This window comes from Streptomyces sp. NPDC093801 (genome assembly GCF_040701585.1).
Taxonomy (GTDB): domain Bacteria; phylum Actinomycetota; class Actinomycetes; order Streptomycetales; family Streptomycetaceae; genus Streptomyces.
Genome location: NZ_JBFBDP010000063.1, coordinates 1 through 24,945, shown reverse-complemented (window position 1 = coordinate 24,945; position 24,945 = coordinate 1). Strand labels below are relative to the sequence as shown.

Sequence of the window (24,945 nt, the reverse complement as noted above, 5' to 3'; positions counted from 1 at the left end):
CCCCGTGCCGCCCGCGCTCGCGGCGCTGCTCGGCACGGGCGCGGGGGAGCGCACCCTGGTCCACCACCACCGCGTGTACGGTTCCGACGGCCGCGATCGGGGCCGGCCCACGCGTCAGACCACTACGCGCTCCTCATGTCGCGGCGCCCGGCGACCGTCCGGGCCGACACCGCGCGCGAGGACGCTCAGGGAAGCAGCCGGGCCCGCCAGGCGCCCCGGACGAGCGTGCCGCCCTTGGGCGGGCGGCGGCGGGCGACGGAGCCCCACCGGCGGTTTCCGGCCAACCCCTCCGGAGCCCGGCCGCGCTCCCCGCCCGCCTCCGGAGGAAGGTCACGGGCCCATAACGGGGGGATAACGCCCGCTTAATCCCAGGTGCAAACCCACCCAACCACACTCGCCCGTCCGCCATGGTTCACCGTCCGTTCACCAACCCCCGTCGACCCCGTCACCTGTTCTGCCTAATTTCGGTACCGCACGGTGCGAGCCGAACACGAATGAGCGGCCCCGCACCCCACCCAACCCGTAGTCCTCTTCGCACGCCGCCCCGATACAGAAAGCGGCCGGCGGCTCCCCGGAAGGAACACCCGAACAGTGAAGCTTCAGCGCAAGAACCGGCTTCGTGCCTCCGCCCTCGGGGCCCTCGTCGTGTCCGGCGCCCTGGTCCTCACGGCGTGCGGCTCGGACGACAACACGAAGACCGGCGCCGACGGCACCCCGAAGGCCTCGGCCCCGGCGCCCGGCGACATCAAGTGCGACGGCGCCAAGGGCAAGCTCCTCGCCTCCGGCTCCTCCGCGCAGAAGAACGCCGTCGACCTGTGGGTCAAGAACTACATGGCCGCCTGCTCCGGCGTCGAGGTGAACTACAAGTCCTCCTCCTCCGGTGAGGGCATCGTCGCGTTCAACCAGGGCACCGTCGGTTTCGCCGGCTCGGACTCCGCGCTGAAGCCCGAGCAGGTCGAGGACTCGAAGAAGGTCTGCACCGGCGGCCAGGGCATCAACCTGCCGATGGTCGGCGGCCCCATCGCCCTCGGCTTCAACGTCGCCGGCGTGGACAAGCTGAACCTCGACGCCGCCACGATCGCCAACATCTTCAACGACAAGATCAAGAAGTGGGACGACGAGGCGATCAAGAAGCTGAACCCCGGCGTCACGCTCCCCTCCACCGCCATCCAGGCCTTCCACCGCTCCGAGGACTCGGGCACCACCGAGAACCTGGGCAAGTACCTCAAGGCCGCCGCGCCCGACGCCTGGTCCTACGACGCCTCCAAGAAGTGGCCGGCCCCCGGCGGCCAGGCCGCGTCCGGCTCGGCCGGTGTCGCCTCCCAGGTCAAGGCCGTCGACGGTGCGATCGGCTACTTCGAGCTCTCCTACGCCAGCTCGCAGAACATCAAGACGGTCGACGTGAACACCGGCGCCTCCACCCCGGTCAAGGCCACCCCGGAGAACGCCTCCAAGGCCATCTCCGCCGCCAAGATCGCCGGGACCGGCTCGGACCTGGCGCTTAAGCTCGACTACGCGACGAAGGCCGAGGGCGCCTACCCGATCGTCCTCGTCACCTACGAGGTCGTCTGCGACAAGGGCAACAAGCCCGAGACGCTGGGCACCGTGAAGTCCTTCCTGGAGTACACCGCGTCGGACGCCGGCCAGAAGGCCCTCACCGACAACGGCTACGCTCCCATCCCGACCGAGATCAACAGCAAGGTCCGCGAGGTCATCAAGTCCCTCGCCTAAGGCTCAATCCTTGATCCCCGAGGTCCGGCCCGCCCCCGTCCGTCCAGGCGGGCCGGCCCGGGGACCCTCCCCCTCGCCGGGGGATCCGGTGCACCGCCGCCAGGGGGCCTGCCCCCCACACAGACCGGAAAGACCATGGCTTCCAGCACACCCACCCGCATAGACACGGCTCCGCCCGTCGCCAAGAACGGAAGGTCCACCGGACGCGCCGGTGACAAGATCTTCTCCGGGCTCTCCAAGGGCTCCGGCATCCTGCTCCTGGTAATCATGGCGTCGATCGCCGCCTTCCTCACCTACCGGGCCAGCATCGCCCTGTCGAAGAACGAGGGGAACTTCCTCACCACCTTCGACTGGAACGCGTCGGCCAACCCCCCCGTCTTCGGCATCGCCGTCCTGCTCTTCGGCACCGTCGTCAGCTCGATCATCGCGATGGCCATCGCGGTTCCGATCGCTGTCGGCATCGCCCTGTTCATCTCGCACTACGCGCCGCGCAAGCTGGCCGCGCCGCTCGCCTACGTGGTCGACCTGCTGGCCGCCGTGCCGTCGATCATCTACGGCATCTGGGGCGCCCTCTTCCTCGTGCCGCAGCTGAACGGCCTCAACCTCTGGCTCGACGAGTACCTCGGCTGGACCTACGTCTTCGACAAGACCCAGGTCGGCGTCGCCCGCTCGCTGTTCACCGTCGGCATCCTCCTCGCGATCATGATCCTGCCGATCGTGACGAGCGTCAGCCGCGAGGTCTTCCTCCAGGTCCCGCGCATGAACGAGGAGGCCGCCCTGGCCCTCGGCGCCACCCGCTGGGAGGTCATCCGCCTGTCGGTGCTGCCCTTCGGCCGCTCCGGCGTCATCTCCGCCTCCATGCTCGGCCTCGGCCGCGCGCTCGGCGAGACCATGGCCGTGGCCACCGTCCTGTCCCCGAGCTTCCTGATCTCCGGGCACATCCTGGACCCGGGCGGCGGCACCTTCGCTCAGAACATCGCCGCGAAGTTCGACGAGGCCAACGAGTTCGGCCGTGATGCGCTCATCGCCTCCGGCCTGGTCCTCTTCCTGCTCACCCTGCTGGTCAACGGCGCCGCCCGCCTGATCATCGCCCGTCGCAAGGACTTCTCGGGGGCGAACGCCTGATGAGCCACACACTCCAGGACCAGCGGCCCGCTCCGGCCCACAAGTCCGCCGTCCCCGTCGGCCTGACCCGCGGCGGCCTGCCCCGCTGGGCCCCCGCCGGCATCGCCGTCGCCTCCGCCGTCCTCGGCAGCGTCATCGGCCTGGTCTTCGACCTGAGCAGCAAGGTGCAGTGGGGGCTGATCGCCGCCCTGCTGTTCGTCGTCATCACGTACACCGCCAGCGCGGTCGTCGAGAACCGCCGCCAGGCCAAGGACCGCATCGCGACCTCGCTCGTCTGGGTCTGCTTCGTCCTCGCGGTCGTCCCGCTGCTGTCCCTGATGTGGACCACGGTCAGCCGTGGCCTGAAGGCACTGAACGCGGACTTCCTCAGCCACTCGATGAACGGCGTGACCAGCTTCGAGCAGGGCGGCGGCGTCTACCACGCACTGCTCGGCACCCTCGAGCAGGTGGCCCTCGCCGCCCTGATCGCGGCGCCCATCGGCCTGCTGACCGCCGTCTACCTGGTCGAGTACGGCAAGGGCAAGCTCGCCCGGGCCGTCACCTTCTTCGTCGACGTCATGACCGGCATCCCCTCCATCGTCGCGGGCCTGTTCATCCTGACGACCTGGAACCTGATGCTCGGCTTCGGCCCCTCCGGCTTCGCCGGCGCGATGGCGCTGTCGATCCTGATGATGCCGGTCGTCGTGCGCTCCACCGAGGAGATGCTCAAGCTCGTCCCGAACGAGCTGCGCGAGGCCGCCCTGGCCCTCGGTGTGCCGAAGTGGCGCGTGATCCTCAAGGTGGTCCTGCCCACGGCCATCGGCGGCATCTCCACCGGCCTGATGCTGGCCGTCGCCCGCATCGCCGGCGAGACCGCGCCGATCATGCTGCTGGTCTTCGGATCGCAGCTGATCAACGGCAACCCCTTCGAAGGTGCCCAGTCCTCCCTCCCGCTGTACATCTGGGAGCAGTACAAGGTCGGCAGTGAAGCCTCCTACGACCGTGCCTGGGCCGCGGCGCTCGTCCTGATCGCCTTCGTCATGATCCTGAATCTGGTGGCCCGCGGCATCGCCCGCTGGAAGGCCCCGAAGACCGGTCGCTGACGCGACCACTGAAAGCGAAGTGACCCCTCATGGCCAAGCGAATCGACGTCAGCGGCCTCTCCGCCTTCTACGGCAGCCACAAGGCCATCGATGACATCTCGATGACCGTGGAACCCCGCTCGGTGACCGCCTTCATCGGCCCCTCCGGCTGCGGCAAGTCGACCTTCCTGCGCACCCTGAACCGCATGCACGAGGTCACCCCCGGCGGCCGCGTCGAGGGCAAGGTGCTGCTGGACGACGAGAACCTGTACGGCTCCAACGTGGACCCGGTCGCGGTGCGCCGCACCGTCGGCATGGTCTTCCAGCGCCCGAACCCCTTCCCCACCATGTCGATCTTCGACAACGTGGCGGCGGGCCTGCGCCTGAACGGCAAGTTCAAGAAGTCCGAGCTCACCGACATCGTGGAGCGCTCCCTCAAGGGCGCGAACCTCTGGAACGAGGTCAAGGACCGCCTGAACAAGCCCGGCTCCGGCCTCTCCGGCGGCCAGCAGCAGCGCCTGTGCATCGCCCGCGCCATCGCGGTCGAGCCCCAGGTCCTGCTGATGGACGAGCCCTGCTCCGCCCTCGACCCGATCTCCACCCTCGCCATCGAAGACCTGATCGGCGAGCTCAAGGAGCGGTTCACGATCGTCATCGTGACCCACAACATGCAGCAGGCGGCCCGCGTCTCGGACCGCACCGCCTTCTTCAACCTCGCCGCCGTCGGCCAGCCCGGAAAGCTGGTCGAGATCGACGACACGGACCGGATCTTCTCCAACCCGTCCGTCCAGGCGACCGAGGACTACATCTCGGGCCGCTTCGGCTAGACAGCCGGGGCCGCTCGCACGGTCGTCCTGCGGTGCTGCATGGCGGTGCCACCGCAGGACGGAAAGAAAGAGGGCCGGCTCCCCCTGGGTGGGGGGAGCCGGCCCGTTTCCGTTCCGGTGCCCGTACGGCCGGGCGCTCCCTGCTCAGCCGACGAAGGCCAGGTCCGCGAGCCAGAAGCAGATCGCGGCGACCAGGGCCGCCGCCGGCATGGTGATGAACCAGCCGAGGATGATGTTCTTGGCCACGCCCCAGCGGACCGCGTTGACCCGCTTGGTCGCGCCCACGCCCATGATCGCCGAGGTGATCACGTGGGTGGTGGAGATCGGCGCCTTGAAGAGGAAGGCCGTGGCGAACATGATCGAGGCACCGGTGGTCTCCGCCGCGAAGCCCTGCGGCGGGTCCAGCTCGATGATCTTGCGGCCGAGGGTGCGCATGATGCGCCAGCCGCCCGCGTAGGTGCCCAGCGACAGCATCACCGCACACACGATCTTCACCCAGACCGGGATCGGGTCGTCGGCGCCCTGCACGTCGGCGATGACCAGGGCCATCACGACGACACCCATGGTCTTCTGCGCGTCCTGGAGGCCGTGGCCGAGGGCCATGCCGGCCGCCGACACCGTCTGCGCGATGCGGAAGCCGCGCTTGGCCTTGTGCGGGTTGGCGCGGCGGAACATCCACAGGATGACGACCATCACCAGGTAGCCGACGAGCAGGCCGACGACCGGGGACAGGAACATCGGGATGACGACCTTGTCGAGCACCCCGCCCCACAGGACCTCGGTCCCGCCGGCCAGCGCCGCGCCCACCATGCCGCCGAACAGGGCGTGGGAGGAGGACGAGGGCAGCCCGAAGTACCAGGTGATCAGGTTCCACACGATGGCGCCGACCAGGGCGGAGAAGAGGATCCACATGCCCCGGCTCCCCTGGGGCGTCTCGATGAGCCCCTGGCTGACCGTGTGGGCGACGCCGCTGCCGAGGAAGGCGCCGGCGAGGTTCATCACCGCGGCCATCGCGAGCGCCGCGCGCGGGGTCAGCGCCCGCGTCGAGACGGAGGTCGCGATGGCGTTCGCGGAGTCGTGGAAACCGTTCGTATACGTGAAGCCGAGCGCGACACCGATGGTCACGACCAGAGCGAAGGTGTCCACGAGGTTCAGGACTCCTTGACGGCGATGGTCTCCACCGTGTTCGCGACGTGCTCGAACGCGTCGGCGGCCTCTTCGAGGACGTCGACGATCTGCTTGAGCTTCAGCACCTCGATGGCGTCGTACTTGCCGTTGAAGAGCTGGGCGAGCAGCTTGCGGTGGATCTGGTCGGCCTGGTTCTCCAGCCGGTTGACCTCGATCCAGTACTCGGTGAGGTTGTCCATGGTCCGCAGGTGCGGCATGGCCTCGGCGGTCAGCTCGGCCGCCCGCGCCAGGACCTCGATCTGCTGCTCGACGCCCTTGGGCAGCTCCTCGACGTTGTAGAGGACGACGAGGTCGACGGCCTCCTCCATGAAGTCCATGATGTCGTCGAGCGACGAGGCCAGGCTGTAGATGTCCTCGCGGTCGAACGGCGTGATGAAGGAGGAGTTCAGCTGGTGGAAGATCGCGTGGGTGGCGTCGTCCCCCGCGTGTTCGGCCGCACGCATCCGTTCCGCGATCTCGGCCCGGGCGGAAGGATCCGCTCCGAGCAGTTCCATCAGGAGCTTGGAGCCCGTGACGATGTTGTCCGCGGATGCGGCGAACATGTCGTAGAAGCTCGTCTCCCTGGGGGTCAGACGAAATCGCACGTGAGGTCCTCGGGGTGCATTGGATTCGGTCAGGCTGATGCTAGGCGTATCCCCCGGCCACGGCTAACCGGCGGTCTTCGGCTGTCCTCCATCAGGCAGAGTGGGCCCTGCGGATCCCTGCCCCTGCGGCCCGGGCGAAGTAACCTATACCCATGAGGGGTATATACCCCCTCGTTCCGGACCACGGGAGGACTCATGACGACCATCGAGGCGGAGGGCTCCGGGGCCGTTCCCGTCCACGGCTATCACCACCAGAAGGACGAGCACCTCAAGCGGCTGCGCCGGATCGAGGGCCAGATCCGGGGCCTCCAGCGGCTCGTCGACGAGGACGTGTACTGCATCGACATACTCACCCAGGTGTCGGCGAGCACGAAGGCCCTCCAGTCCTTCGCCCTCCAGCTCCTGGAGGAGCACCTGCGCCACTGCGTGGCGGACGCCGCCGTCAAGGGCGGCACCGAGATCGACGCGAAGGTGGAGGAGGCCACGAAGGCCATCGCCCGGCTCCTGCGCAGCTGACCGCGGCGGGCTAGGGCCCGACCCCCATCAGCACCTCGTCGATCCGGTCCTGGCTCAGCCGATCCTCGGCCGCGGCCGACGCCGCGATGATCAGCTCCCCGCAGAGCTCGATCTCGGCGAGCGCCACGTGGTCCTGCACCGTCGTACCGCCCGCGGGAGTCACGCGTGTCACCTCTCTCTGCCGCCATCGCCCGTCCGGCACCCGGCTTCCCAGCGTAGGGACCGCCCCTCGTGCCGCGCATGACACGGATGGACCATTTCCGGATAGCGGAGCCATGGCCCGGACGAACCGCCCGGGCCCTTCCGGCCGGCTACTCGGCGATCTTCCCGGCGTAAATGTCCCCCTCTGCGGGCAATACGACGGTCACCGGCGTCCCGAACCCGTACAGCAGCGTCGTCGAGGAGACATCGATCACGCCATTCTTGACGTACGTGAAACGGTGCCGGACCTTCCGCAGACGGCCCTCCTCGTCCAGGTACGCGTCGAACGGCACGCTGTCCTCACGGAACCCTTTCGCCGCCGCCCGCAGGGCCTCCTTGACGCCGGGGGAGGCGCTCTGCGCGGCCCGTCCGATGTCCGTCGTCCCCTGGTAGTGCCGGACCTTGGTGCCCGCCAGGTCGGTCTCTCCGACGTACGTCACCTGCTGCGCGCCGCGCAGCAGCTCGGCAGCGGCCAGCGGATCGGTGGCCCCGCCCGTGACGAGGTTGCCGTCGGGCAGGGCCGCCGTGTCGAGGCGGACCCACTTGTCGTCGGGGACGCCGGCGCCGCGGTTCTTCATGTAGAGCGCGCCCGGGACGAGCAGCTCGGTGATCGGACGGTGCTCGGGCCGGCCCTTGACGTCGGCGGGCAGCATCACCAGCAACTGGCCCATCCGCCTGCGGAAGTCGACCCCGCCCTCGCCCCGGATGGTCACCCGGGTTCCGCCGGTGGCCATCTCCATCGCGGTACGGGCCCGCGCGCTCCCGGTGGCGGCCAGCGCGTCGGCCGCCCCCCGGACCGCCGCCGCCGGATCGCCCGGGGGACGGGCGTCGCCCGCCCCGCCGCCGGCCACCGTCCCGCTCGCGGCGCCGCATCCGCCCAGCGCGGCCACGGCGACGGCCACACCGACCGCGAGCACCGCCTCGCCCGCACGCCGTCGCCGCCTGTGCCGGTCCACCACCATCGCCTGCCAACCCCCAACGCATGACCGCTGCTTGCCCGAGGCCCCCACCCGCTCCGGTTAACGAGGTCCGGGGTTTCCCGTCACGGTCCGGAAGTGGCCAGGGACCGTACCGGTGCTGGCCCTTCCCCGGTACCGTTGAGGGCGTGGATCCGCACACCAAGGCGACGCAGGTCGCTCCGTTTACCGCTGCGCCCGGCCCGCGTCACCCCGCGGACACCGCGCAGGCACCCGCCGGACACACCACGAGCACCGCCGAGCGGGGATCCTTCTGCCTGGCCGTGTGCAGCTGCGGCTGGACCGGCCCCGCCCGCCGCTCCCGCGACCTCGCCCGCAGGGACGCCACCCGGCACACCTCCGCCGCGTAGCTCCACGGCGGCCGGGCGGTTCGCCCGTTCGGACGCCCCGGCTGGCCGGGGACGACGGGACCGGGTGCGCTGGAGGCATGCCAGGAACCGCACCCCGCCTCGCGGCCCTCCTCTGGGCCCTGCTGATCGCGCTCACCCCGGCCGCGGCGGCCTGGGCGCGCCCCGTGGGCTCGGCGGACGGGCCGGCCGACGTGGCGCTGGCCGTCGGGCTCACCACCGCCGCGGCGACGGCCACCGGGCTGTGGCTGCGCTCCCGCTACCGGCGCGAGGAACCGGAGCGTCCGGGCCGCGGCGGCGAGGGCGGGGACACGTGACGCCCCGCCCGCGCCCGACGGCGGTGGTGCTGTGCTTCGGCGCGGCGGGGCTGTGCCTGCTGGTGGCACTGCTGCTCGCACTGTGGAACCCCTGAAGAGGACGCCCGCCACGCGGGACACCAGCGCCGCCGCGCGGTGCGTCTCAGGCCCGCCGCGGGGTGCGCCAGGCCCGCCACGCGGTGCGTCTCAGGGCCGCCGCGCAGTGCGCCAGGCCCGCCACGCGGTGCGTCTCAGGGCCGCCGCGCAGTGCGCCAGGCCCGCCACGCGGAGCGTCTCAGGGCCGCCACGCGGTGCGTCTCAGGGCCGCCGCGGGGTGCGTCAGGCCCGCCGCGCGGGACCCTCAGGACCGCCACGCGGGACCTTCAAGGCCGCCACGTGGAGCGTCAGGGCCGCCGCGCGGGGCCTTCAGGCGGCGAGGTCGCTCTCGGCCGGCCGCTGCGCCAGCTCCACGGGCCGGGACACCACCCGCTCCCGGGCCCGCACGAGCCGGCCCAGGCGCGGGGCCCGGGCGAGCGCCCGCACGAGCGGGGTCAGTCCGGCCATGGCAAGCGGCGCGAGGACGAGCACGACGGCGGTGCCGAGCGCGAAGCCCCCGATGACGTCGGTCGGGTAGTGCACGCCCAGGTAGACGCGGCACAGGCCCTCGACGAGCGCGAGCCCGATGCCGACGAGCCCGAGCCGGCGGTTGGCGAGGAACACCCCGATGCCCAGCGCCATCGCGAGGGTGGCGTGGTCGCTGACGAAGGAGAACCCGGCGCCCGGCCCGCCGCCCGCGCCTCCGAGCACCTCCAGGCCCTCGTGCGCGACGAACGGCCGCGGCCGCGCCACGAACTGGCGCAGCGGCACGTTCACGAGCAGGGCGAGTGCGGCGGCCAGCGGGGCCCACACCAGAGCGGCGAACGACTCGGCGGCGGCCGCCTCGTCCTGCCGCCGCGCCCCGCGCCAGCACCACAGCACGAGCAGCACCATGGCGAGCGGCAGCCCGTAGGACGCGAGCAGGGCGACGCCCCGGTCGAGCCAGCCGGGGGCGTGCCGGGCGACGCTGTTGATCCGGTACAGCAGGCTGACATCCACATTCGGCCCACCGGTCGTGAGTCCAGCCATGTGACGCGGCCCCTTGCTTGCCTAGGTCCCGTGTGGCGCACGGCGGTGTGCGCCCCTCCAAACCCCCCCGCCGATCAACCCCCGTGTCCATGGAACGCCCGTTCTCACGGGCATGGTTCCACTCTCCATCGAATGATCACTGCAACGTTATCCAAGAGTGACTCGTCGTCGCAGCTCAGGGCCTGTACTTCACGGAACGTCACGAGGCCTTCGGGGCGGCCGCCGAACGCTCCGGAAGCGCCTCCGCGCCCTCCTTGGTCACCCGGGTCGCGCCGAAGTAGTCGGGGGTGTCGATCTTGTCGAAGCGGATGACGGCGCCGGTGCGCGGGGCGTTGATCATGTAGCCGCCGCCCACGTACAGCCCGACGTGCCGGATCGCCCGAGAGTTCGTCAGATCGTCGGAGAAGAACACCAGATCACCGGGGAGCAGTTCGGCGCGCGAAGGGTGCGGCCCGGCGTTGTACTGGTCGTTGGCCACGCGCGGCAGCTCGACCCCCACGGTCTCGTAGGCCGCCTTGGTCAACCCGGAACAGTCGAACCGCCCGTTGTCCTCGGGCGTCCCGTCCCCACCCCACAGGTACGGCGTCCCGAGCTGCTTCTGCGCGAAGTACACGGCTGCGGCGGCCTGCTGGGAGGGGGAGACCCGCCCGACGGGGCGTTCGAAGCTCTTCGCCAGATCGGTGATCGACTTCACGTAGCCCTGGGTCTCCTTGTACGGCGGCACGCCGCCGTACTTGATGACCGCGTACGCACCGGCGTTGTAGGCGGCGAACATGTTCGACGTCGCGTCACCGGGCACCTTCGCCACGTCCTTGGCGAGCTCGCAGTCGTACGAGGCCGCCGAAGGGATCGCGTCGTTGGGGTCCCAGATGTCCCGGTCCCCGTCACCGTCCCCGTCGATGCCGTGGCCCGCCCAGGTCCCGGGGATGAACTGCGCGATCCCCCGGGCGTCGGCCGGGCTGACGGCCCTGGGGTCCCAGCCGCTCTCGGAGTACAGCTGGGCCGCGAGCAGCGCGGGGGTGAGCGCCGGGCACAGGGTGCCCCACTTCTGCACCAGGTCCTGGTACTTGCCGGGCACCGCGCCCTTCACCAGTCCGAGCGGCCGGCCTCCGCGCGCACCACCCGCGAGTCCGGCCGCAGCCGAGTAGGTACCGACCACGATGAGCACGAGGAAGCTCAGACAGACCCCGAGCCCGATTCCGCCTGCCATCCAGAATCTGCGCATCCGTCAACACTCCCCCATCCCCGTCACTTTCACGTGTGAATCGCCCGTGTCGCCGGTCCTACTAGCCCACTCGGAAGCCCGAGCAGGCGATGCTCGCGTACTTCGTGGGGTCATCCTCGACGTGGTAGAAGACCAGCGTCCAGTCCCCAGGGTCGTTGGCGATGGGCACGCCGGCGTACGCCTTGCCCTGGACGTGCTCCGCGAAGTCGTCGGGGTAGGTGAGGGTCAGGAACTCGCCCGTGTCCCACTTGCCGTAGAGGTCGACCGGCTTGCTCGTGAACCCGACCGCCTTGTTGTCCACCTTGTAGGGCATGCCCGTCTGCGGATCCAGATCGTGCGGGGACCTGACCGCCACCGACACGTAGTACGGCTCGGGCCTGCTGTGGTTCAGGTTCGCGTACTTGATCCGCATGTCGACGGTCACGGACTTCCCCGACACCTTGACCGCGTACTGGATGCCCTCGCCGGGCGACTTCTGCTCGGCGGGCTGGTTGCACTCCCCGACCCCGTGGGCGGCCATGTCCGGATCGGCCGACGGCTTCCAGAAGTAGTGGGAGATCTGGTTGTCCTCGATGTACTCGGCCGGGGGCTTTCCGGCGCCCTCGGACGCGGCCGGCGAGGCGGGCCCGGCCGTACCGCCGCCGGCCGGCGTCACCGGCGTCCGCGAGGGCGTGGCCGCGCCGGCCGCACCTCCACCGCGGGCCTGCTCGCCCCGGCCGCCGTTCCCGTCGAGCGGGAACAGCCTCCAGGCCGCCAGCGAGAGCGCGAGGACCACGGCCGTACCCGCGGCGGCCCACACCGCACGGCGCCCGGTGCGCCGCGCGGGCACGGCCTGGACGGCGCCCTGCGTCGGCACGTACGGGTACCCCGGCCCCTGCGTCCGCATCTCGTGCAGCGGGACGGGCTCCCCCAGGACCAGCAGCGCCGTGTACACCGGGTCGTCCAGCAGCGCGTCCCGCACCCCGCAGCGCCGGATCACCTCCGCCGGATCCGGACGGGCCGCCGGGTCCTTCGCCACGCAGGCCTCGATCAGCGCCGCCAGCTCCGGTTCCACCCCGGCCACGTCGACCGGCTCGTGCACCGCCCGGTACCCCACGGTCGCCGCCACCCCGGTGCCGAACGGCGCCCGCCCGGTCGCCGCGTACGCCAGCGTCGCGCCGAGCGCGAACACATCGGCCGCAGCGCCCGCCTCACCGCCCAGCAGCACCTCCGGTGCCGTGTAGCCCGGTGTGCCGGGAGCCTGCCCGTCCTGGGTCAGCGCCGTCGCACCGACCCCTCGCGCGATGCCGAAGTCGATCAGCTGGGGCCCCTGCGCGCCGAGGATGACGTTCTGCGGCTTCAGGTCCCGGTGCGTGACTCCGTACGCGTGCACGCTCGCCAGGCCTTCGGCCAGCGCCGCGCCCAGGCGGCGACAGGTCTGCGGGGGCAGGGCCCCGCGCACCCCGACCGCGGTGCCGAGCGTGGGGCCCGCGACGTACTCGGTGGCCAGCCAGAAGGGCGCCGACTCCAGCGAGGCGTCGATCAGGTTCGCCGTGTACGCCGACCGCACGGCCCGGACCGTCCGCGCCTCGCGCCGGAAGCGGGCCAGCGCCTCGGGGTGCCCGGTGATCTCCTCACGCACCACCTTGACGGCCACCAGCCGCCCACCGGGCGACCGCCCGAGGTACACCTGCCCCATCCCGCCGGCACCGAGGCGTGCCAGCAGCGCGTGCGCCCCTATGGACGCGGGATCGATCTCTCTGAGCGGCTCCACCCGACCGAGCCTGCCACACCGACTGCCTTGTTCTGAAGGTGGGTTGACGCCCGTTCCGCCTGCCCTCGCCGGCCCGCCGCCCGTCGGCGGACCCACCTCTGGCACTGCCCGGAGGGCGGGACCTCCGTGATTGCGCCGCCTCGGCCGCGCCCGGCGAGCGGCGTCAGCGCGCCGCCACGAACAGGCTCTGCGCGCTCCGCCCGATCGGCCCCTTCTCGTCGTGCAGCCGCGCGTCGGCCAGCCCGATCCCGCCCGCGTCCACGCTCGTGCGGGCCTCGACGCACACCCACTCCCCCACGGGATACCGGTGCAGATGGACGCTCAGGTCGCCGTTGACGAACACGAACCGCCCGAAGTCCATCACCGCGCTGATCCCGTTCCCCGAATCGGCGGCGGCCAGCACCCGGTCCAGCGGCCGCACCGCCTCCCCCGCGACGAGCGGCACGCGCATCCGCATCCAGCAGGTCCCCGGCCCCGGCTCGGTGAAGGACCCCGCCGTGAACCGGGTCTCCATCGAGGAGTGGTAGCCCCTCTCCCACGGCACGGGGAAGAACGGCGTCACCCCCACCTCCCCCGGCGGCGGCACCTGCGCCCCCTGGCCCACCGCCGGCACCGGCTCCCCGGCCACCCGGATCCGCAGCGCCCGCGCCAGCATCACCGGCGCGTCCGCACCGGCCGGGGTGAGGGCCGCCTCGACCACCTCGGTGCCCCGCCCCGCCCGCAGCACCGACGTGGCGACGGCCAGCTCCCCGATCGGCACCGGCCGCAGGATCTCGTACGTGATCCGGGCGACCCGCATGTCCTCGCGCGCCCCCGGCCGCTCCTCCACGGCCCGCCCGAGCAGCGCGGCGGGCGGCCCGGCGTGCTGCGAGCCCGCGTCCCAGGGCCCGCGCGTCGCCTCGGTGGCCCGGAAGCGGCCGTCCCCGATCCGTTCGTAGAACCCGTCCTCAGCATCCATGCCGCCGCACGCTACCCACAGGTAACCCGCGGCACCACCCCCGCCACCCGCCTCAGCGGGCGACCCCGAGGCCGACCCCCAGCCCCACCAGGACCGACCCGATGGCCCGGTTCAGCGCCTTCTGCGCCCTGAGCATCCGCTCGCGCAGCGCGGAGTGGGAGAAGAACAGCGCCACCGCCCCGAACCACAGCAGGTGCGCCGCCGACATGAACAGCCCGTACCCGGCCTGCCGCCACGCGGGCGTGCCGGGGTCCACCACCTGGGTGAAGGTGGACACGACGAACAGCGTGGTCTTGGGGTTGAGCACATTGGTGAGGAACCCGTTGCGCAGGGCCCCCAGCCGCGTCAGCTCAGGCTTCGACGCCAGGTCCACCGTCAGCTCGGCCCGCGCCCGGAAGGTTCGGATCCCGATCCACACCAGGTACGCGGCGCCCGCCAGCTTGATCGCCGTGAACAGGGCGGTCGAGGAGGCGATCAGCAGCCCCACCCCGAGCATCGTGTACGAGACGTGCACCAGCACCCCGCCCGCGACCCCCGCGGCCGCGAACAGCCCGGTGGACCGCCCGTACAGATAGCTGTTCCTCACGACCATCGCGAAATCGGCCCCGGGGCTGATGACGGCGAGCAGCGTGATGATCCCGACCGCGATCACTTCTGTCATGCACAGATCCTCACTCCCGGCCGCGTACCCGATCAAGCCCTCCCGGACGAAACGCACTTGAGCCGCACACCCACCCCGCCCCGCGGCTCACCGCCGCCCCGCCCGGGCCCACGGCGACGCCCGCCGCCCCGCACCCGTCACAATGAACGGGTGTCCAGCCACCCCCGCACCGCCCTCCCGCTCCTCCAGGCAGACTGCGCGAACTGCTTCGCGCTCTGCTGCGTCGCCCTGCCCTTCGCGAAGTCGGCCGACTTCGCCGTGAACAAGGCCGCCGGCACCCCCTGCAAGAACCTCCAGCAGGACTTCCGCTGCGGCGTCCACGCACGTCTGCGCGACCAGGGCTTCCAGGGCTGCACGGTCTTCGACTGCTTCGGCGCGGGCCAGCAGATCTCCCAGGTCACCTTCGGCGGCCGCGACTGGCGCGACCACCCCGGCACCCGGGCCGAGATGTTCGAGGCCTTCCCGGTCATGCGCCAGCTGCACGAGCTGCTCTTCTACGTCTCCGCGGCCCTGGACCTCCCGGCGGCGGCCCCCCTCCACCCGGCCCTGCGCACGCTCCTCGCGAAGACCGAGGCCCTCACCCGGGCGGACGCGCCGACCCTCACCGCCCTCGACGTCCCCGCCCTCCGCCAGGAGATCAACGAGCTCCTCCTGAAGACCAGCGAGCTGGCCCGCGCCAAGACCCCGGGCCGCAGGAAGAACCACCGCGGCGCCGACCTGATGGGCGCCCGCCTCGCGGGAGCCGACCTGCGCGGGGCCAACCTGCGCGGCGCCTACCTGATCGCCGCCGACCTCGGCCGCGCCGACCTGCGCGGCGCCGACCTGATCGGCGCGGACTTCCGCGACACCAACCTCCGCGGCGCCGACCTGCGCGACGCCCTCTTCCTCACCCAGCCCCAGCTCAACGCCGCCCAGGGCGACCCCGCGACCCGCATCCCCGCCACCCTCACCCGCCCCGCCCACTGGACGTGACCCGGCGGGGCCGGCCCGGCACCGTCCCCGTGCGCCCCGCGCGCACCCACACGCCCCCCGAGCGCCACGACCGCACCACACCCGCGGCGCGCAGGCCCCCGGGCCTCCAGTCATTGCCCGAGGTCACCCCCCGTGATACACAGAGTGACCAGGTCAGGCCATGCGTACGAACGCACACACGCGCATGCGCACACGCGCACGCATCCCCACGCACCCGCACGCACGGCCCAATACGCGGGACATCGGGTAAAGAGACCGGCCAAGTCGACGACGGCCGACGTTTCATCAGCGAAGATAGTGCGTGACCCCTGCCATCGGGCACGGGCTACCGGAACTACCCATACAGGGGCGGTGAGTTACATGATCCTGGCAGCCGAAAAGGGCGACATCACCACCATCATCGGCGGAATCGCCCCGAACTGGGGGCCGTTCGGCAGTCTCGGCAACGAAGCGAAGGTCATGATCGAGGTCATCATGGCCGTGGCGATCCTCCTCTGCCTCGGCATCGCCATCTGGGGCGCCGCCAAGCAGCGCATCGGCGCCACCGCACTGCGCGACACGTTCAGCGCGGAACAGGGCAAGGGCCTGATCGTGGCCGGTCTGACCGGAGTCTTCATCATCGGCTCCCTCGGCACCCTCTTCACGATCGTCTACGGAATGGCCGTCTAGCAGGACCACCGCGGCCGGCCGCACCCTGATGAGGAATCACCACACCGCGCCTGCGCGGAAACGAGCGCTACCGTCGTACGACGCGGAGGGGGCGGACGACAGGCAATGAGCAACGACGACCAGTACGGCGGGGGCGCCGGCCACGGCGAGGTGGGCGGTACGGGCCAGACCCGTACCCGCCTCCCGGACTCCCCCTCCGACCCCTACGGCACCCCCCGCCGCACCCCCCGCGCCTCGCGCGGCCTGATCACGGTGGTCGGGGTCGTGGTCCTGCTCATCGCCGCCATCGCCTTCGCGAACCGCTCCCAGAACACCCCCGAACCCCCCACCTCGAACAAACCCCCAACCACCAACCCCACCAACCCCACGGGCACCGCCCCGGTCACCGCCAAGTCGGCCGGCGTCCCGAAGGGCTTCGCCCACGACGAACAGGGCGCCCAGTCCGCAGCCGCGAACTACACGGTCGCCCTGGGCTCCGACGGCATGTTCGACGCCGCCCGCAGGAAGGCGATCGTCCAGGCCGTCTACACCCCGGACACCGCGGTGACGCGCCAGGCGGAACTCGACCGGCTGTACACCGACCCGGGCTTCCTCGGCCGGATCGGCCTGGAAGCCGGAGGCAGGGCACCCAAGAACATGGTGTTCGTCAGCCGTACGAACCCGGCCGGCACGAAGACGGAGAAGTTCGACGGCGACACCGCGACCGTCTCCGTCTGGTCCTCGTCCCTCTTCGGCCTCGCGGGCGAGGGATCCAAGACCCCGGTCTCCGAGGGCTGGTACACGTACACGTTCGAACTCCGCTGGATCAACAACGACTGGTGGGTCTCGAACTTCGCGCAGAAGGACGGCCCGACTCCGGTCGGCCGCGACCAGACGGCCTCGTCGGCCGAGGACATGTCCGCAGCCGTGTCGCAGTTCGGAGGGCTCACCTATGCGCGCTGACATCCGCCGCGGCATGTCCCTCACGGCCGTCGTCGCGGCCGTGCACACCAGCCTGCTGCTCCTGGCGACCCGTGCGATGGCCGCACCGACGCCGGGCCCGACCCCGCCGGCGACCCCCGGCGCGACCTCCACGGGAACCCCGCAGCCCAGCAACAACCCCTGCGAACTCATCAAGGCCCCGGCACGGGACTACTGCGAGAACGGCAACGGCCCCGCCTCCAGCGGCGCGCCGCGCACCGGCCTGTCCCCGGGCGACCCGGGCACCGACGCCCTCAACCCCCTCGCCTCCCTCGCCCGCGGCTGCGCCGACGCGGCCGCCTGGATCGTCGGAAAGCTCAGCGAAGCGGTCAAGGGCACCGCCACCGTCGACTTCACCAACGCCGCCTTCCTCCAGCAGTACGCCGTCGTCTTCGCCGCCAGCACCGTCCTCACCCTCGTCCTCTGGCTCCTGGCCGTCGCCAAGCGCGCCATCCGCGGCGTCCCCCTCTCCACCGCCCTCTCCGAGGCCATCGGCTTCCTCTGGCTGACCGTCCTCGCCTCCGCCTTCACCCCCCTGATCCTCTACACCGTCGTCTCCGCCACCGACGGCGTCACCGACGTCATCGCCTCCGCCACCGGCAGCCAGGGCGACGTCTTCTTCGGCTCCTTCACCGACGCCCTCAAGAAGGGCGAGGACATCGGCGGGGGCCCGATCATGCTGATCGTCGTCGCCCTCGTCACCGTCCTCGCCGCCGGCGTCCTCTGGCTGGAGCTCGTCATCCGCGCCGCCCTGCTCTACGTCGGCGCCCTCCTCGGCACCGTCGTCTACGCCGGACTCGTCGACCGCAACATGTGGGGCCACGTCCGCCGCTGGGCCGGCATCATGATCGCCGTCATCCTCGTGAAGCCGGTCATCGTCATCGTCCTCGGCCTCGCCGGAGCCCTCTCCGGAGAGAAGGGCCCCAACGCCTTCTCCGCCGTCGTCTCCGGCCTCGCCATCATCCTCCTGGCGATCTTCGCCTCCGCCATGATCTACCGCTTCGTGCCCGGCTTCGGCGACGAGATCGCCTCCGCCCGCAGCAACCGCAAGCAGGCCACCGACGGCGCCCAGGCCGCCGCCGTCATCAGCTCCCCGGCCTCCCTCGTCTCCCAGGGCATCAAGACCCACAGCAGCCGCGGCGGCGCCCACCGCGCCGGAGGCGGCGGCTCCACCGGCGGCGACGCCAACCAGATCTCCGGAGGCATGGCCGCCCACAGCAGCCGCGGCTCCGGCAGCGGAACCGGCGGCGCAAGCGTCCCGCCCGCCGCACCCCCGCCCCGCACTGGCTCGAGTACGAGGAACACAGGAGGTGACGGGCGTTGACGACCCAGTCCCACCAGCTCCACCCGGTCGCGCCCCGCCGCACGTATCTCATCGGCCGGGCCCGGCCGAACGCGATCGTCGGCAAGAACCGCGAAACCGGCGAGATCGCCCTGATCATCGTCGGCGCGTTCCTCGGCATGATGAGCGGCCTGCTCGTCCCCGACCTCACCCTGCGCATCGTCAGCCTCGCCGGCTTCCCGCTGCTCGCCCTCGCCGCCGTGTACGTCCCCTACAAGGGCCGCACCTTCTACCGGTGGTTCGAGATCAGCCGCAGCTACAAGCGCACCCTGCGCCGCGGCACCACGTACCGCTCCTCCGCCATGGAGGCCGGCACCCGCGCCGCCGACGGCCGCGAGGTCGAGGTCGGCCCGCCACCCGGCATCGGCCGCATCAACTGGCTCGCCGCCCCCTTCGGCCCCGACGAGATCGCCGTCCTCCTCCACGCCGACCGCCGCACCGTCACCGCCGCCATCGAGATCGAGGGCCCCGGCGTCGGCCTGCGCGACAGCGAGGACCAGGAAGCCCTCGTCGACCGCTTCGGCACCCTCCTCAAGCACGTCGCCAACGGCGACGGCTTCGTCACCCGCCTCCAGATGCTCGCCCGCACCCTCCCCGCCGACCCCGACGCCCACGCCAAGGACGTCGCCCAGCGCGGAGACACCACGGCCCCCACCTGGCTGCGCGACTCCTACGACCAGCTCCAGTCGATGGTCTCCACCTCCTCGGAGCAGCACCGCGCCTACCTCGTCGCCTGCATGCACTACACCCGCGAGCTCGCTGCCGAGGCCACCACCATCGCCCGCGCCGGCAGCACCAAGGGCCGCAAGCTCGACCGCGACGCCGGCCTCGCCATCGTCATGGCCCGCGAGCTCACCGACATCTGCGCCCGCCTCGCCGAAGCCGACATCCGCGTCCGCCAGCCCCTCGGCCAGGGACGCCTGTCCTCCCTCGTGCACTCCATGTACGATCCGGACCACCCGATCGACCACATCCAGGCCATGACCAAGCGCAACGCCTGGCCCGCCGAGCTCGACGCCGTGGAGCCCACCTACCTCCAGGCCAAGACCCGCGAATCCTCCACCCGCGCCCCCTGGTGCCACGCCACCGCGTGGATCAAGGAATGGCCGATGACCCCCGTCGGCGTGAACTTCCTGGCGCCCCTCCTCGTCCACACCCCGGACGTCATCCGCACCGTCGCCGTCACCATGGACCTCGAACCCACCGAGATCGCCATCGAGCGCATGCTCACGGAGAAGACGAACGACGAGGCCGACGCCTCCCGCGCCGCCAAGATGAACCGCACCGTCGACCCCCGCGACATCGCCGCACACGGCCGGCTCGACCAGAGGGGTGAAGATCTCGCCAGCGGCGCTGCCGGGGTCAACCTCGTCGGGTACATCACGGTGTCCTCGCGTTCCCCCGAAGCCCTCGCCCGCGACAAGCGCACCATCCGCGCCTCCGCCGGCAAGTCCTACCTGAAACTCGAGTGGTGCGACCGCGAGCACCACCGCGCCTTCGTCAACACCTTGCCGTTCGCCACCGGCATCCGACGCTAGCTGGAGGGAATAGCCGCCCATGCGAGATCCCATGTCCGCGCTGACGGACGCCTTCACCAGCTTCCTCTTCGGCAAGGTCGAGACCACCCGCCTGCCCGTCCGCACCTCCACCGGCCAGGCCCAGGCCGTCTACCTGCCCACCGCCGCCCCCGGCCTCGGCGACTCCGGTGTGATCATCGGCCGCGAGGTCTACAGCGGCAAGGGCTACATCTACGACCCCTTCCAGCTCTACGGCCAGCAGCTCCCGGCCCCGCACTGGCTCGTCCTCGGCGAATCCGGCAACGGCAAGTCCGCCCTGGAGAAGACGTACGTCCTGCGCCAGCTGCGCTTCCGCGACCGCCAGGTCGTCGTCCTCGACGCCCAGGGCGAGGACGGCGTCGGCGAATGGAACCTCATCGCCCAGCAGCTGGGGATAACCCCCATCCGCCTGGACCCCATCGCCGCCAACGACGACGGGATCCGCCTCAACCCCCTCGACCCGGCGATCACCACGACCGGCCAGCTCGCGCTGCTCCGGACCATCATCGAGGTGGCGATGGGCCACGGCCTGGACGAACGCTCCGGCTTCGCCCTCAAGGTCGCGCACGCCTACGTCGTCGACACCATCCGGGACCGCCAGCCCGTCCTCACCGACATCGTCGAGCAGCTGCGCCACCCCGAACCCGAATCCGCCCTCGCGATGAACGTCGACATAGACGACGTCCGGGCCTGGGGCCTCGACGTCGCGCTCGTCCTCGACCGCCTCGTGGACGGCGACCTGCGCGGCATGTTCGACGGCCCGACGACGGTCGGCATCGACCTCGACGCCCCCCTGATCGTCTTCGACCTCTCCCACATCGACCGCAACTCCATCGCCATGCCCATCCTCATGGCGATCGTCGGCGTGTGGCTGGAACACACCTGGATCCGCCCGGACCGGAAAAAACGGATCTTCCTGGTCGAAGAGGCCTGGCACATCATCAACAGCCCCTTCGTGGCCCAGCTGTTCCAGCGCCTCCTGAAGTTCGGCCGCCGCCTCGGCCTGTCCTTCGTCGCCGTCGTCCACCACCTCTCCGACGTCGTCGACGGAGCCGCCGCCCGCGAGGCCGCAGCCATCCTCAAGATGGCGTCGACCCGCACCATCTACGCCCAGAAGGCCGACGAGGCCCGCGCCACGGGCCGCGTCCTCGGCCTGCCCCGCTGGGCGGTGGAGATCATCCCGACCCTCACCCCCGGCATCGCCGTCTGGGACGTCAACGGCAACGTCCAGGTCGTCAAACACCTGATCACCGAGACCGAACGCCCCCTCGTCTACACCGACCGCGCCATGACCGAGTCCTCCACCCCCCAGCAGCTCCCCGACGACCTGCTGGCCGCGGAACTCGAAGCGGAGGAACGCGCCCTGTACATCGAACGCCAGCGGGGCACCGGCCCCGGATCCGCGACCACGGTGGCCTGACCGACATGCACGACGCCAGAGGTACGGAGCCCCGCGCACGCGGCGGCGGCATCCCCGACGGAGCACTGGTCGGCCTCCTGGCCTTCCTCCTCGGCCTCGCCGTCCTGGTGTGGTCGGCCACCGGCCTGGCGGCCCTCTTCGCGAAGGGCGCCTGGCCGGCCACGGTCACCTTCACCCGCACCCCCGGAGCCGTCCGCGCCCTGATAGCGCAACCGCACGACATCCCCGGCGCCTGGCCCGACACCGACCCGGCGGCCCTCTCGGGCTGGGGCCTGTTCTGGGGCCTGTTCATCAGCCAGCTCCTGGTCCTCCTGGTCCTGACGATCTTCACCCTGGGCGTGGTCGCCCGCACGAAGGCCCGCCACCGCACCCGGCAGCGATCCAAGGACACGAACGGGTACCCGGACGAATCCGCAGGACCGAACCACAGCCACCCGGACTCGAGCACGGGCACGCACGTCGGCACGCACGCCGGCACGGGCAAGGGCACGGGCACGTACTCAGGCACGGGCGCGCACGCAGGCCCGCACTCAGGCACGGCCACGGGCACGCACGCAGACACGGGCACGGACTCGCACGCGCACGCGGGCACGGCCACCGACAGGACCTCGCACGCGGCCACGGGCACGCGCCCGGCCACCGCCTCGGGTACGGCCGCCCCCGCCCGTCGGCGCCCGGCTCCGGACGGGAACCCGAGCCCGTCCGAGCCCTTGGACCCCCGCACGACCGCCGGCACCGACCGGGGCCGGACCCCGACCGCGGCTCCCCCTGCGCATTCGCCCTCAACCCCGACCCCCGGCCGCACCGGCGCCGGACCGCACCCGGACGTGGACGTGGACGCGGACCAGGGCGCCACCCGCACCGGAAGCCCGGACGGGGACCGAGACGCCACCCGCAGCGGAAGCCCGGACGGGACCCGCCACACCACCCGGAACGCGATCCCCGACGGGAACCGGCACGCGGACCGCTACGCGTCCCCGGCCGCCGCCCTCACGACGCCGACGGCCACCCCCACCCAGCCCCCGCACGGCCTCCCGGGACACGACCTCCCCCTCCACGAGCCGGCGACAACGCCGGCGCCGACGCCCCCGGCCGCGTTCCCGGGCCCGTCACAGCCCACGGCGGCCCCCCTGCCGTCCCCCGCCGCACACGCCCCGGTCTCCGCACCGGCCCCGCCGCACGGCCCGGCGCACCCGTCCGCCTCCCCCCGCACGCCGGCGCCCGCCCAGGAGGCCTACCGCTACGGCTTCGGCTACGCCCCGCCCGCCCGGACGGCCCCCGCCCCTCCGGCCCACCGGCTCGCCTACGCGGCCCCCGCCGAACGCCACCACCTCGCGGCCCGGGCCGTCTCCGCCGCCGAGGGGTCGGTCCTCGTGGTCACGTCCTCCCCCGCCCTGTGGCAGGACACCAAGGACGCCCGCGCCAAACTCGGCCCGGTCCTCCTCTACGATCCCTCGCACCTGTGCGACACCCCGGCCCGCATGCACTGGAACCCCGCCGACGGATGCGCCGACCGCGACGCCGCCGCCGCCCGCGCCGTCGCCCTGCTGGCCCCCGTACGCCCCCAGGCCCGGCTCGACGCGGCCGTCGCCGACACCGCCGAGACCCTGCTGCGCAGCTGGCTCCAGGCGGCCGCCCTCGACGGCCTCCCGTTCAAGCAGCTGGCCCGCTGGGCCCAGGGCAACGGCTCCCAGGAACCGGTCCGGATCCTGCGGACCCACCCCCAGGCCGCCGCCGGCGCCGCCGGCGAACTCGAAAGCGCCCTGATCGCCCACCCCGAACGCCGTGAGCAGGCCCAGTACCTGACGGCCCGGGCCCTCTCCTGCCTGACCTCGATCCACATCCGCGAGGCCTGCAACCCGAACCGAACGGACGCGCTCACGCTCGCATCGTTCGCCGCCGAAGGGGGCACCCTCTACGTAGTGGGTGAGTCCCTGGAGGACCCCCGCACCCGCCCGGGTGCGATGCCCCTGCTCACCGCACTCGCCTCGCACGTGGTCGAGCACGGCCGCCGCATGGCCGTACGGTCATCCCACGGTCGGCTCGACCCACCAATGACGCTGGTCCTGGAGGACGTGGCGGCGGTCGCCCCCGTCCCCCAGCTCCCCGGCCTCCTCACGGACGGGACGCTGCCCCTCCTGGCCCTGTGCCGCAGCCGCGAACAGGCCCGCAGCCGCTGGCCGGACTGGCCGGTCGCCTAGGCTCCGCTCCCGTGGCCGACGCACTCCGCAACCAGCACACGTTCACCGTCACCGGCACCCTGACCCGGGACGAGTACGACGAAGCCGCCAAGACCGCCGGCCTGTTCCGGCGCGGGCGGGCCGTCGTCGTGCTCGCCACCGTCTTCACCGCCGCCGCGGGCGTCTCCCTCCGGGCGGACGGCGTGACCCTGCACCCCGTCCTCCTCGGCATCGCCGCGGCCATGGCCCTCCTCGGCCTGGTGGTCCTGCCCCGCCTGCTCACGGCACGCGGCTTCCACCGCGGCGGGAGCACGGCCGAGCAGTGCACCACCGTGGACGAGGACTCCCTCACCGTGTGCCGGGACGGGCAGACCACCCGCCTCGCCTGGGACCAGATCCGCTGGTACCACGCCACGCCGCGCCTGCACGTCCTCGTGGGCCGCTCGGGCAGGACCTGCCTCCTGGCCCTGCCCGAGCGGCTGTTCGCCGACCCGTCGGAGAGCGACCGGTTCGGCGCGTTCGCCGCCGGACGGGCCGGCGACCGGCCCTAGGGACGCGCGAAGACGTACTCGTGCTCCTTGGCGGACGGGTCGTCCGGCTTGGGGATCACCAGCCCGCTCGCCCGGAACCCGAACCGTCGGTAGAAGCCGGCGGCCCGCTCGTTCTCCTCGTGCACGAAGAGCCGCGCCCGCTCCAGCACCGGCTCCTCCCGTGCCCACACCCACTCCAGGGCCGCCCCGAACAACGCGTCGGTGAGCCCGCTGCCCCGCTGCCCGGGCCGCACGAACACACCGACGACGTGCGCCTGGTCGACGCCCACGGCCTGTCCGAGGAAGTCGTTCGTCCCCGCGTCCTCGATGAACACGGACACGGATCCGTCCCACCGCCCGTCGGGCGCCTCGGCGATGATCTGCGCGACGTCCACGCCCTCCGCCGCCCCGGCGGCCCGATCCTGCCAGAACTCGTCGGGCTTGGCGGCGGCCTGCTCGTAGGTCTCCAGGAAGGCCAGCGACGCGACCGGATCACGCAACGCGTCCAGCCGCAGCTCCTTGACCTTCTCCCACTCGTCGGCCCGCACGGCCCGAATCACGTGCTTCTTCTGCTGCTCCATACCCACGCATCCAAACGCCCCGCGCACCGCTGGTCAACGAAATATCGACGCCCGCATCTGCCCGTGAACGCAGAAAAGCCCCGCACCAGAAGGTGCGGGGCTTTCCCACAATGATTGTTCGGCGGCGTCCTACTCTCCCACAGGGTCCCCCCTGCAGTAC

25 protein-coding genes are annotated in these 24,945 nt (G+C 71.9%); 15 read left to right on the top strand and 10 right to left on the bottom strand.

Features of this window, described 5'->3' with window-relative positions; all coding sequences use genetic code 11:
* Window positions 1–591 precede the first annotated feature (591 nt).
* The 4 genes from pstS to pstB all read left to right on the top strand — a co-directional run bounded on the left by pstS (window position 592) and on the right by pstB (window position 4,744).
* Window positions 592–1,731 (top strand): phosphate ABC transporter substrate-binding protein PstS, encoded by a 1,140-nt coding sequence (pstS, locus tag AB0469_RS39545; RefSeq protein WP_366456446.1) that lies wholly within the window; start codon window positions 592–594, stop codon window positions 1,729–1,731.
* Between the two features lie 135 nt (window positions 1,732–1,866).
* Entirely contained in the window at window positions 1,867–2,856 is a 990-nt protein-coding gene (gene pstC, locus AB0469_RS39540; RefSeq protein WP_366456445.1) for a phosphate ABC transporter permease subunit PstC, read from the top strand.
* Complete coding sequence (pstA, locus tag AB0469_RS39535) at window positions 2,856–3,938, top strand: phosphate ABC transporter permease PstA (RefSeq protein WP_366456444.1); 1,083 nt, start codon at window positions 2,856–2,858, stop codon at window positions 3,936–3,938. Before pstC ends, pstA begins: the two co-directional genes overlap by 1 nt.
* A 29-nt stretch (window positions 3,939–3,967) precedes the next feature.
* On the top strand, window positions 3,968–4,744 hold the full coding sequence (pstB, locus tag AB0469_RS39530) for a phosphate ABC transporter ATP-binding protein PstB (RefSeq protein WP_366456443.1): 777 nt from the start codon (window positions 3,968–3,970) through the stop codon (window positions 4,742–4,744).
* Window positions 4,745–4,888: 144 nt separating this feature from the next.
* Here pstB and AB0469_RS39525 read toward each other — a convergent pair whose 3' ends face one another.
* Both AB0469_RS39525 and AB0469_RS39520 read right to left on the bottom strand, forming a co-directional pair.
* The gene (locus tag AB0469_RS39525) at window positions 4,889–5,890 is read right to left on the bottom strand and encodes an inorganic phosphate transporter (protein WP_366456442.1); all 1,002 of its coding nucleotides are present in this window, start codon (window positions 5,888–5,890) and stop codon (window positions 4,889–4,891) included.
* Between the two features lie 5 nt (window positions 5,891–5,895).
* Window positions 5,896–6,516 carry a DUF47 family protein gene (locus AB0469_RS39520; protein ID WP_042818429.1) on the bottom strand — a complete coding sequence of 207 codons (621 nt, stop codon included), beginning with the start codon at window positions 6,514–6,516 and terminating at the stop codon, window positions 5,896–5,898.
* 195 nt (window positions 6,517–6,711) lie between these two features.
* Between AB0469_RS39520 and AB0469_RS39515 the strand changes: the two genes are divergently transcribed.
* On the top strand, window positions 6,712–7,032 hold the full coding sequence (locus AB0469_RS39515) for a metal-sensitive transcriptional regulator (RefSeq protein ID WP_042818427.1): 321 nt from the start codon (window positions 6,712–6,714) through the stop codon (window positions 7,030–7,032).
* 10 nt (window positions 7,033–7,042) lie between these two features.
* Here the strand turns inward: AB0469_RS39515 and AB0469_RS39510 are convergent, their stop codons facing one another.
* Together AB0469_RS39510 and AB0469_RS39505 are read right to left on the bottom strand one after the other, a co-directional pair.
* The gene (locus tag AB0469_RS39510) at window positions 7,043–7,195 is read right to left on the bottom strand and encodes a hypothetical protein (RefSeq protein WP_366456448.1); all 153 of its coding nucleotides are present in this window, start codon (window positions 7,193–7,195) and stop codon (window positions 7,043–7,045) included.
* A gap of 148 nt (window positions 7,196–7,343) precedes the next feature.
* Window positions 7,344–8,195, bottom strand: coding sequence for a hypothetical protein (locus AB0469_RS39505; protein ID WP_366456441.1), 852 nt, complete (start codon window positions 8,193–8,195; stop codon window positions 7,344–7,346).
* Between the two features lie 143 nt (window positions 8,196–8,338).
* Between AB0469_RS39505 and AB0469_RS39500 the strand changes: the two genes are divergently transcribed.
* Both AB0469_RS39500 and AB0469_RS39495 read left to right on the top strand, forming a co-directional pair.
* Window positions 8,339–8,560 (top strand): hypothetical protein, encoded by a 222-nt coding sequence (locus tag AB0469_RS39500; RefSeq protein ID WP_366456440.1) that lies wholly within the window; start codon window positions 8,339–8,341, stop codon window positions 8,558–8,560.
* Window positions 8,561–8,637: 77 nt separating this feature from the next.
* Window positions 8,638–8,874, top strand: a complete 237-nt coding sequence (locus AB0469_RS39495; protein WP_366456439.1) for a hypothetical protein — start codon at window positions 8,638–8,640, stop codon at window positions 8,872–8,874.
* 405 nt (window positions 8,875–9,279) lie between these two features.
* Here AB0469_RS39495 and AB0469_RS39490 read toward each other — a convergent pair whose 3' ends face one another.
* The 5 genes from AB0469_RS39490 to AB0469_RS39470 all read right to left on the bottom strand — a co-directional run bounded on the left by AB0469_RS39490 (window position 9,280) and on the right by AB0469_RS39470 (window position 14,575).
* Window positions 9,280–9,978 (bottom strand): phosphatase PAP2 family protein, encoded by a 699-nt coding sequence (locus tag AB0469_RS39490; protein ID WP_366456438.1) that lies wholly within the window; start codon window positions 9,976–9,978, stop codon window positions 9,280–9,282.
* 199 nt (window positions 9,979–10,177) lie between these two features.
* Window positions 10,178–11,188 (bottom strand): bifunctional lytic transglycosylase/C40 family peptidase, encoded by a 1,011-nt coding sequence (locus tag AB0469_RS39485; RefSeq protein WP_366456437.1) that lies wholly within the window; start codon window positions 11,186–11,188, stop codon window positions 10,178–10,180.
* A gap of 76 nt (window positions 11,189–11,264) precedes the next feature.
* A complete protein-coding gene (locus tag AB0469_RS39480; RefSeq protein WP_366456436.1) occupies window positions 11,265–12,956 on the bottom strand; it encodes a serine/threonine-protein kinase in 1,692 nt (563 codons plus the stop codon).
* A 163-nt stretch (window positions 12,957–13,119) separates the two neighbouring features.
* Window positions 13,120–13,914, bottom strand: coding sequence for a thioesterase family protein (locus tag AB0469_RS39475; protein WP_366456434.1), 795 nt, complete (start codon window positions 13,912–13,914; stop codon window positions 13,120–13,122).
* A 52-nt stretch (window positions 13,915–13,966) separates the two neighbouring features.
* Window positions 13,967–14,575 (bottom strand): LysE family transporter, encoded by a 609-nt coding sequence (locus AB0469_RS39470; RefSeq protein ID WP_042819462.1) that lies wholly within the window; start codon window positions 14,573–14,575, stop codon window positions 13,967–13,969.
* A gap of 150 nt (window positions 14,576–14,725) precedes the next feature.
* Between AB0469_RS39470 and AB0469_RS39465 the strand changes: the two genes are divergently transcribed.
* The 8 genes from AB0469_RS39465 to AB0469_RS39430 all read left to right on the top strand — a co-directional run bounded on the left by AB0469_RS39465 (window position 14,726) and on the right by AB0469_RS39430 (window position 24,225).
* Complete coding sequence (locus AB0469_RS39465) at window positions 14,726–15,547, top strand: pentapeptide repeat-containing protein (protein WP_366456433.1); 822 nt, start codon at window positions 14,726–14,728, stop codon at window positions 15,545–15,547.
* Window positions 15,548–15,907: 360 nt separating this feature from the next.
* On the top strand, window positions 15,908–16,216 hold the full coding sequence (locus AB0469_RS39460) for a hypothetical protein (RefSeq protein ID WP_042818271.1): 309 nt from the start codon (window positions 15,908–15,910) through the stop codon (window positions 16,214–16,216).
* 105 nt (window positions 16,217–16,321) lie between these two features.
* Window positions 16,322–17,158 (top strand): hypothetical protein, encoded by an 837-nt coding sequence (locus AB0469_RS39455; RefSeq protein ID WP_366456432.1) that lies wholly within the window; start codon window positions 16,322–16,324, stop codon window positions 17,156–17,158.
* Window positions 17,159–17,171: 13 nt separating this feature from the next.
* The gene (locus tag AB0469_RS39450) at window positions 17,172–18,500 is read left to right on the top strand and encodes a hypothetical protein (protein WP_366456447.1); all 1,329 of its coding nucleotides are present in this window, start codon (window positions 17,172–17,174) and stop codon (window positions 18,498–18,500) included.
* Window positions 18,497–20,056 carry an SCO6880 family protein gene (locus tag AB0469_RS39445; RefSeq protein WP_366456431.1) on the top strand — a complete coding sequence of 520 codons (1,560 nt, stop codon included), beginning with the start codon at window positions 18,497–18,499 and terminating at the stop codon, window positions 20,054–20,056. The genes AB0469_RS39450 and AB0469_RS39445 overlap by 4 nt, the downstream gene beginning before the upstream one ends.
* A 19-nt stretch (window positions 20,057–20,075) precedes the next feature.
* Window positions 20,076–21,494, top strand: coding sequence for an ATP-binding protein (locus AB0469_RS39440; RefSeq protein ID WP_366456430.1), 1,419 nt, complete (start codon window positions 20,076–20,078; stop codon window positions 21,492–21,494).
* A 5-nt stretch (window positions 21,495–21,499) separates the two neighbouring features.
* A complete protein-coding gene (locus AB0469_RS39435; RefSeq protein WP_366456429.1) occupies window positions 21,500–23,695 on the top strand; it encodes a hypothetical protein in 2,196 nt (731 codons plus the stop codon).
* A gap of 11 nt (window positions 23,696–23,706) precedes the next feature.
* Window positions 23,707–24,225 carry a YcxB family protein gene (locus AB0469_RS39430; protein WP_366456428.1) on the top strand — a complete coding sequence of 173 codons (519 nt, stop codon included), beginning with the start codon at window positions 23,707–23,709 and terminating at the stop codon, window positions 24,223–24,225.
* Here AB0469_RS39430 and AB0469_RS39425 read toward each other — a convergent pair.
* On the bottom strand, window positions 24,222–24,785 hold the full coding sequence (locus tag AB0469_RS39425) for a GNAT family N-acetyltransferase (protein ID WP_366456427.1): 564 nt from the start codon (window positions 24,783–24,785) through the stop codon (window positions 24,222–24,224). The genes AB0469_RS39430 and AB0469_RS39425 overlap by 4 nt on opposite strands.
* Window positions 24,786–24,945 lie beyond the last annotated feature (160 nt).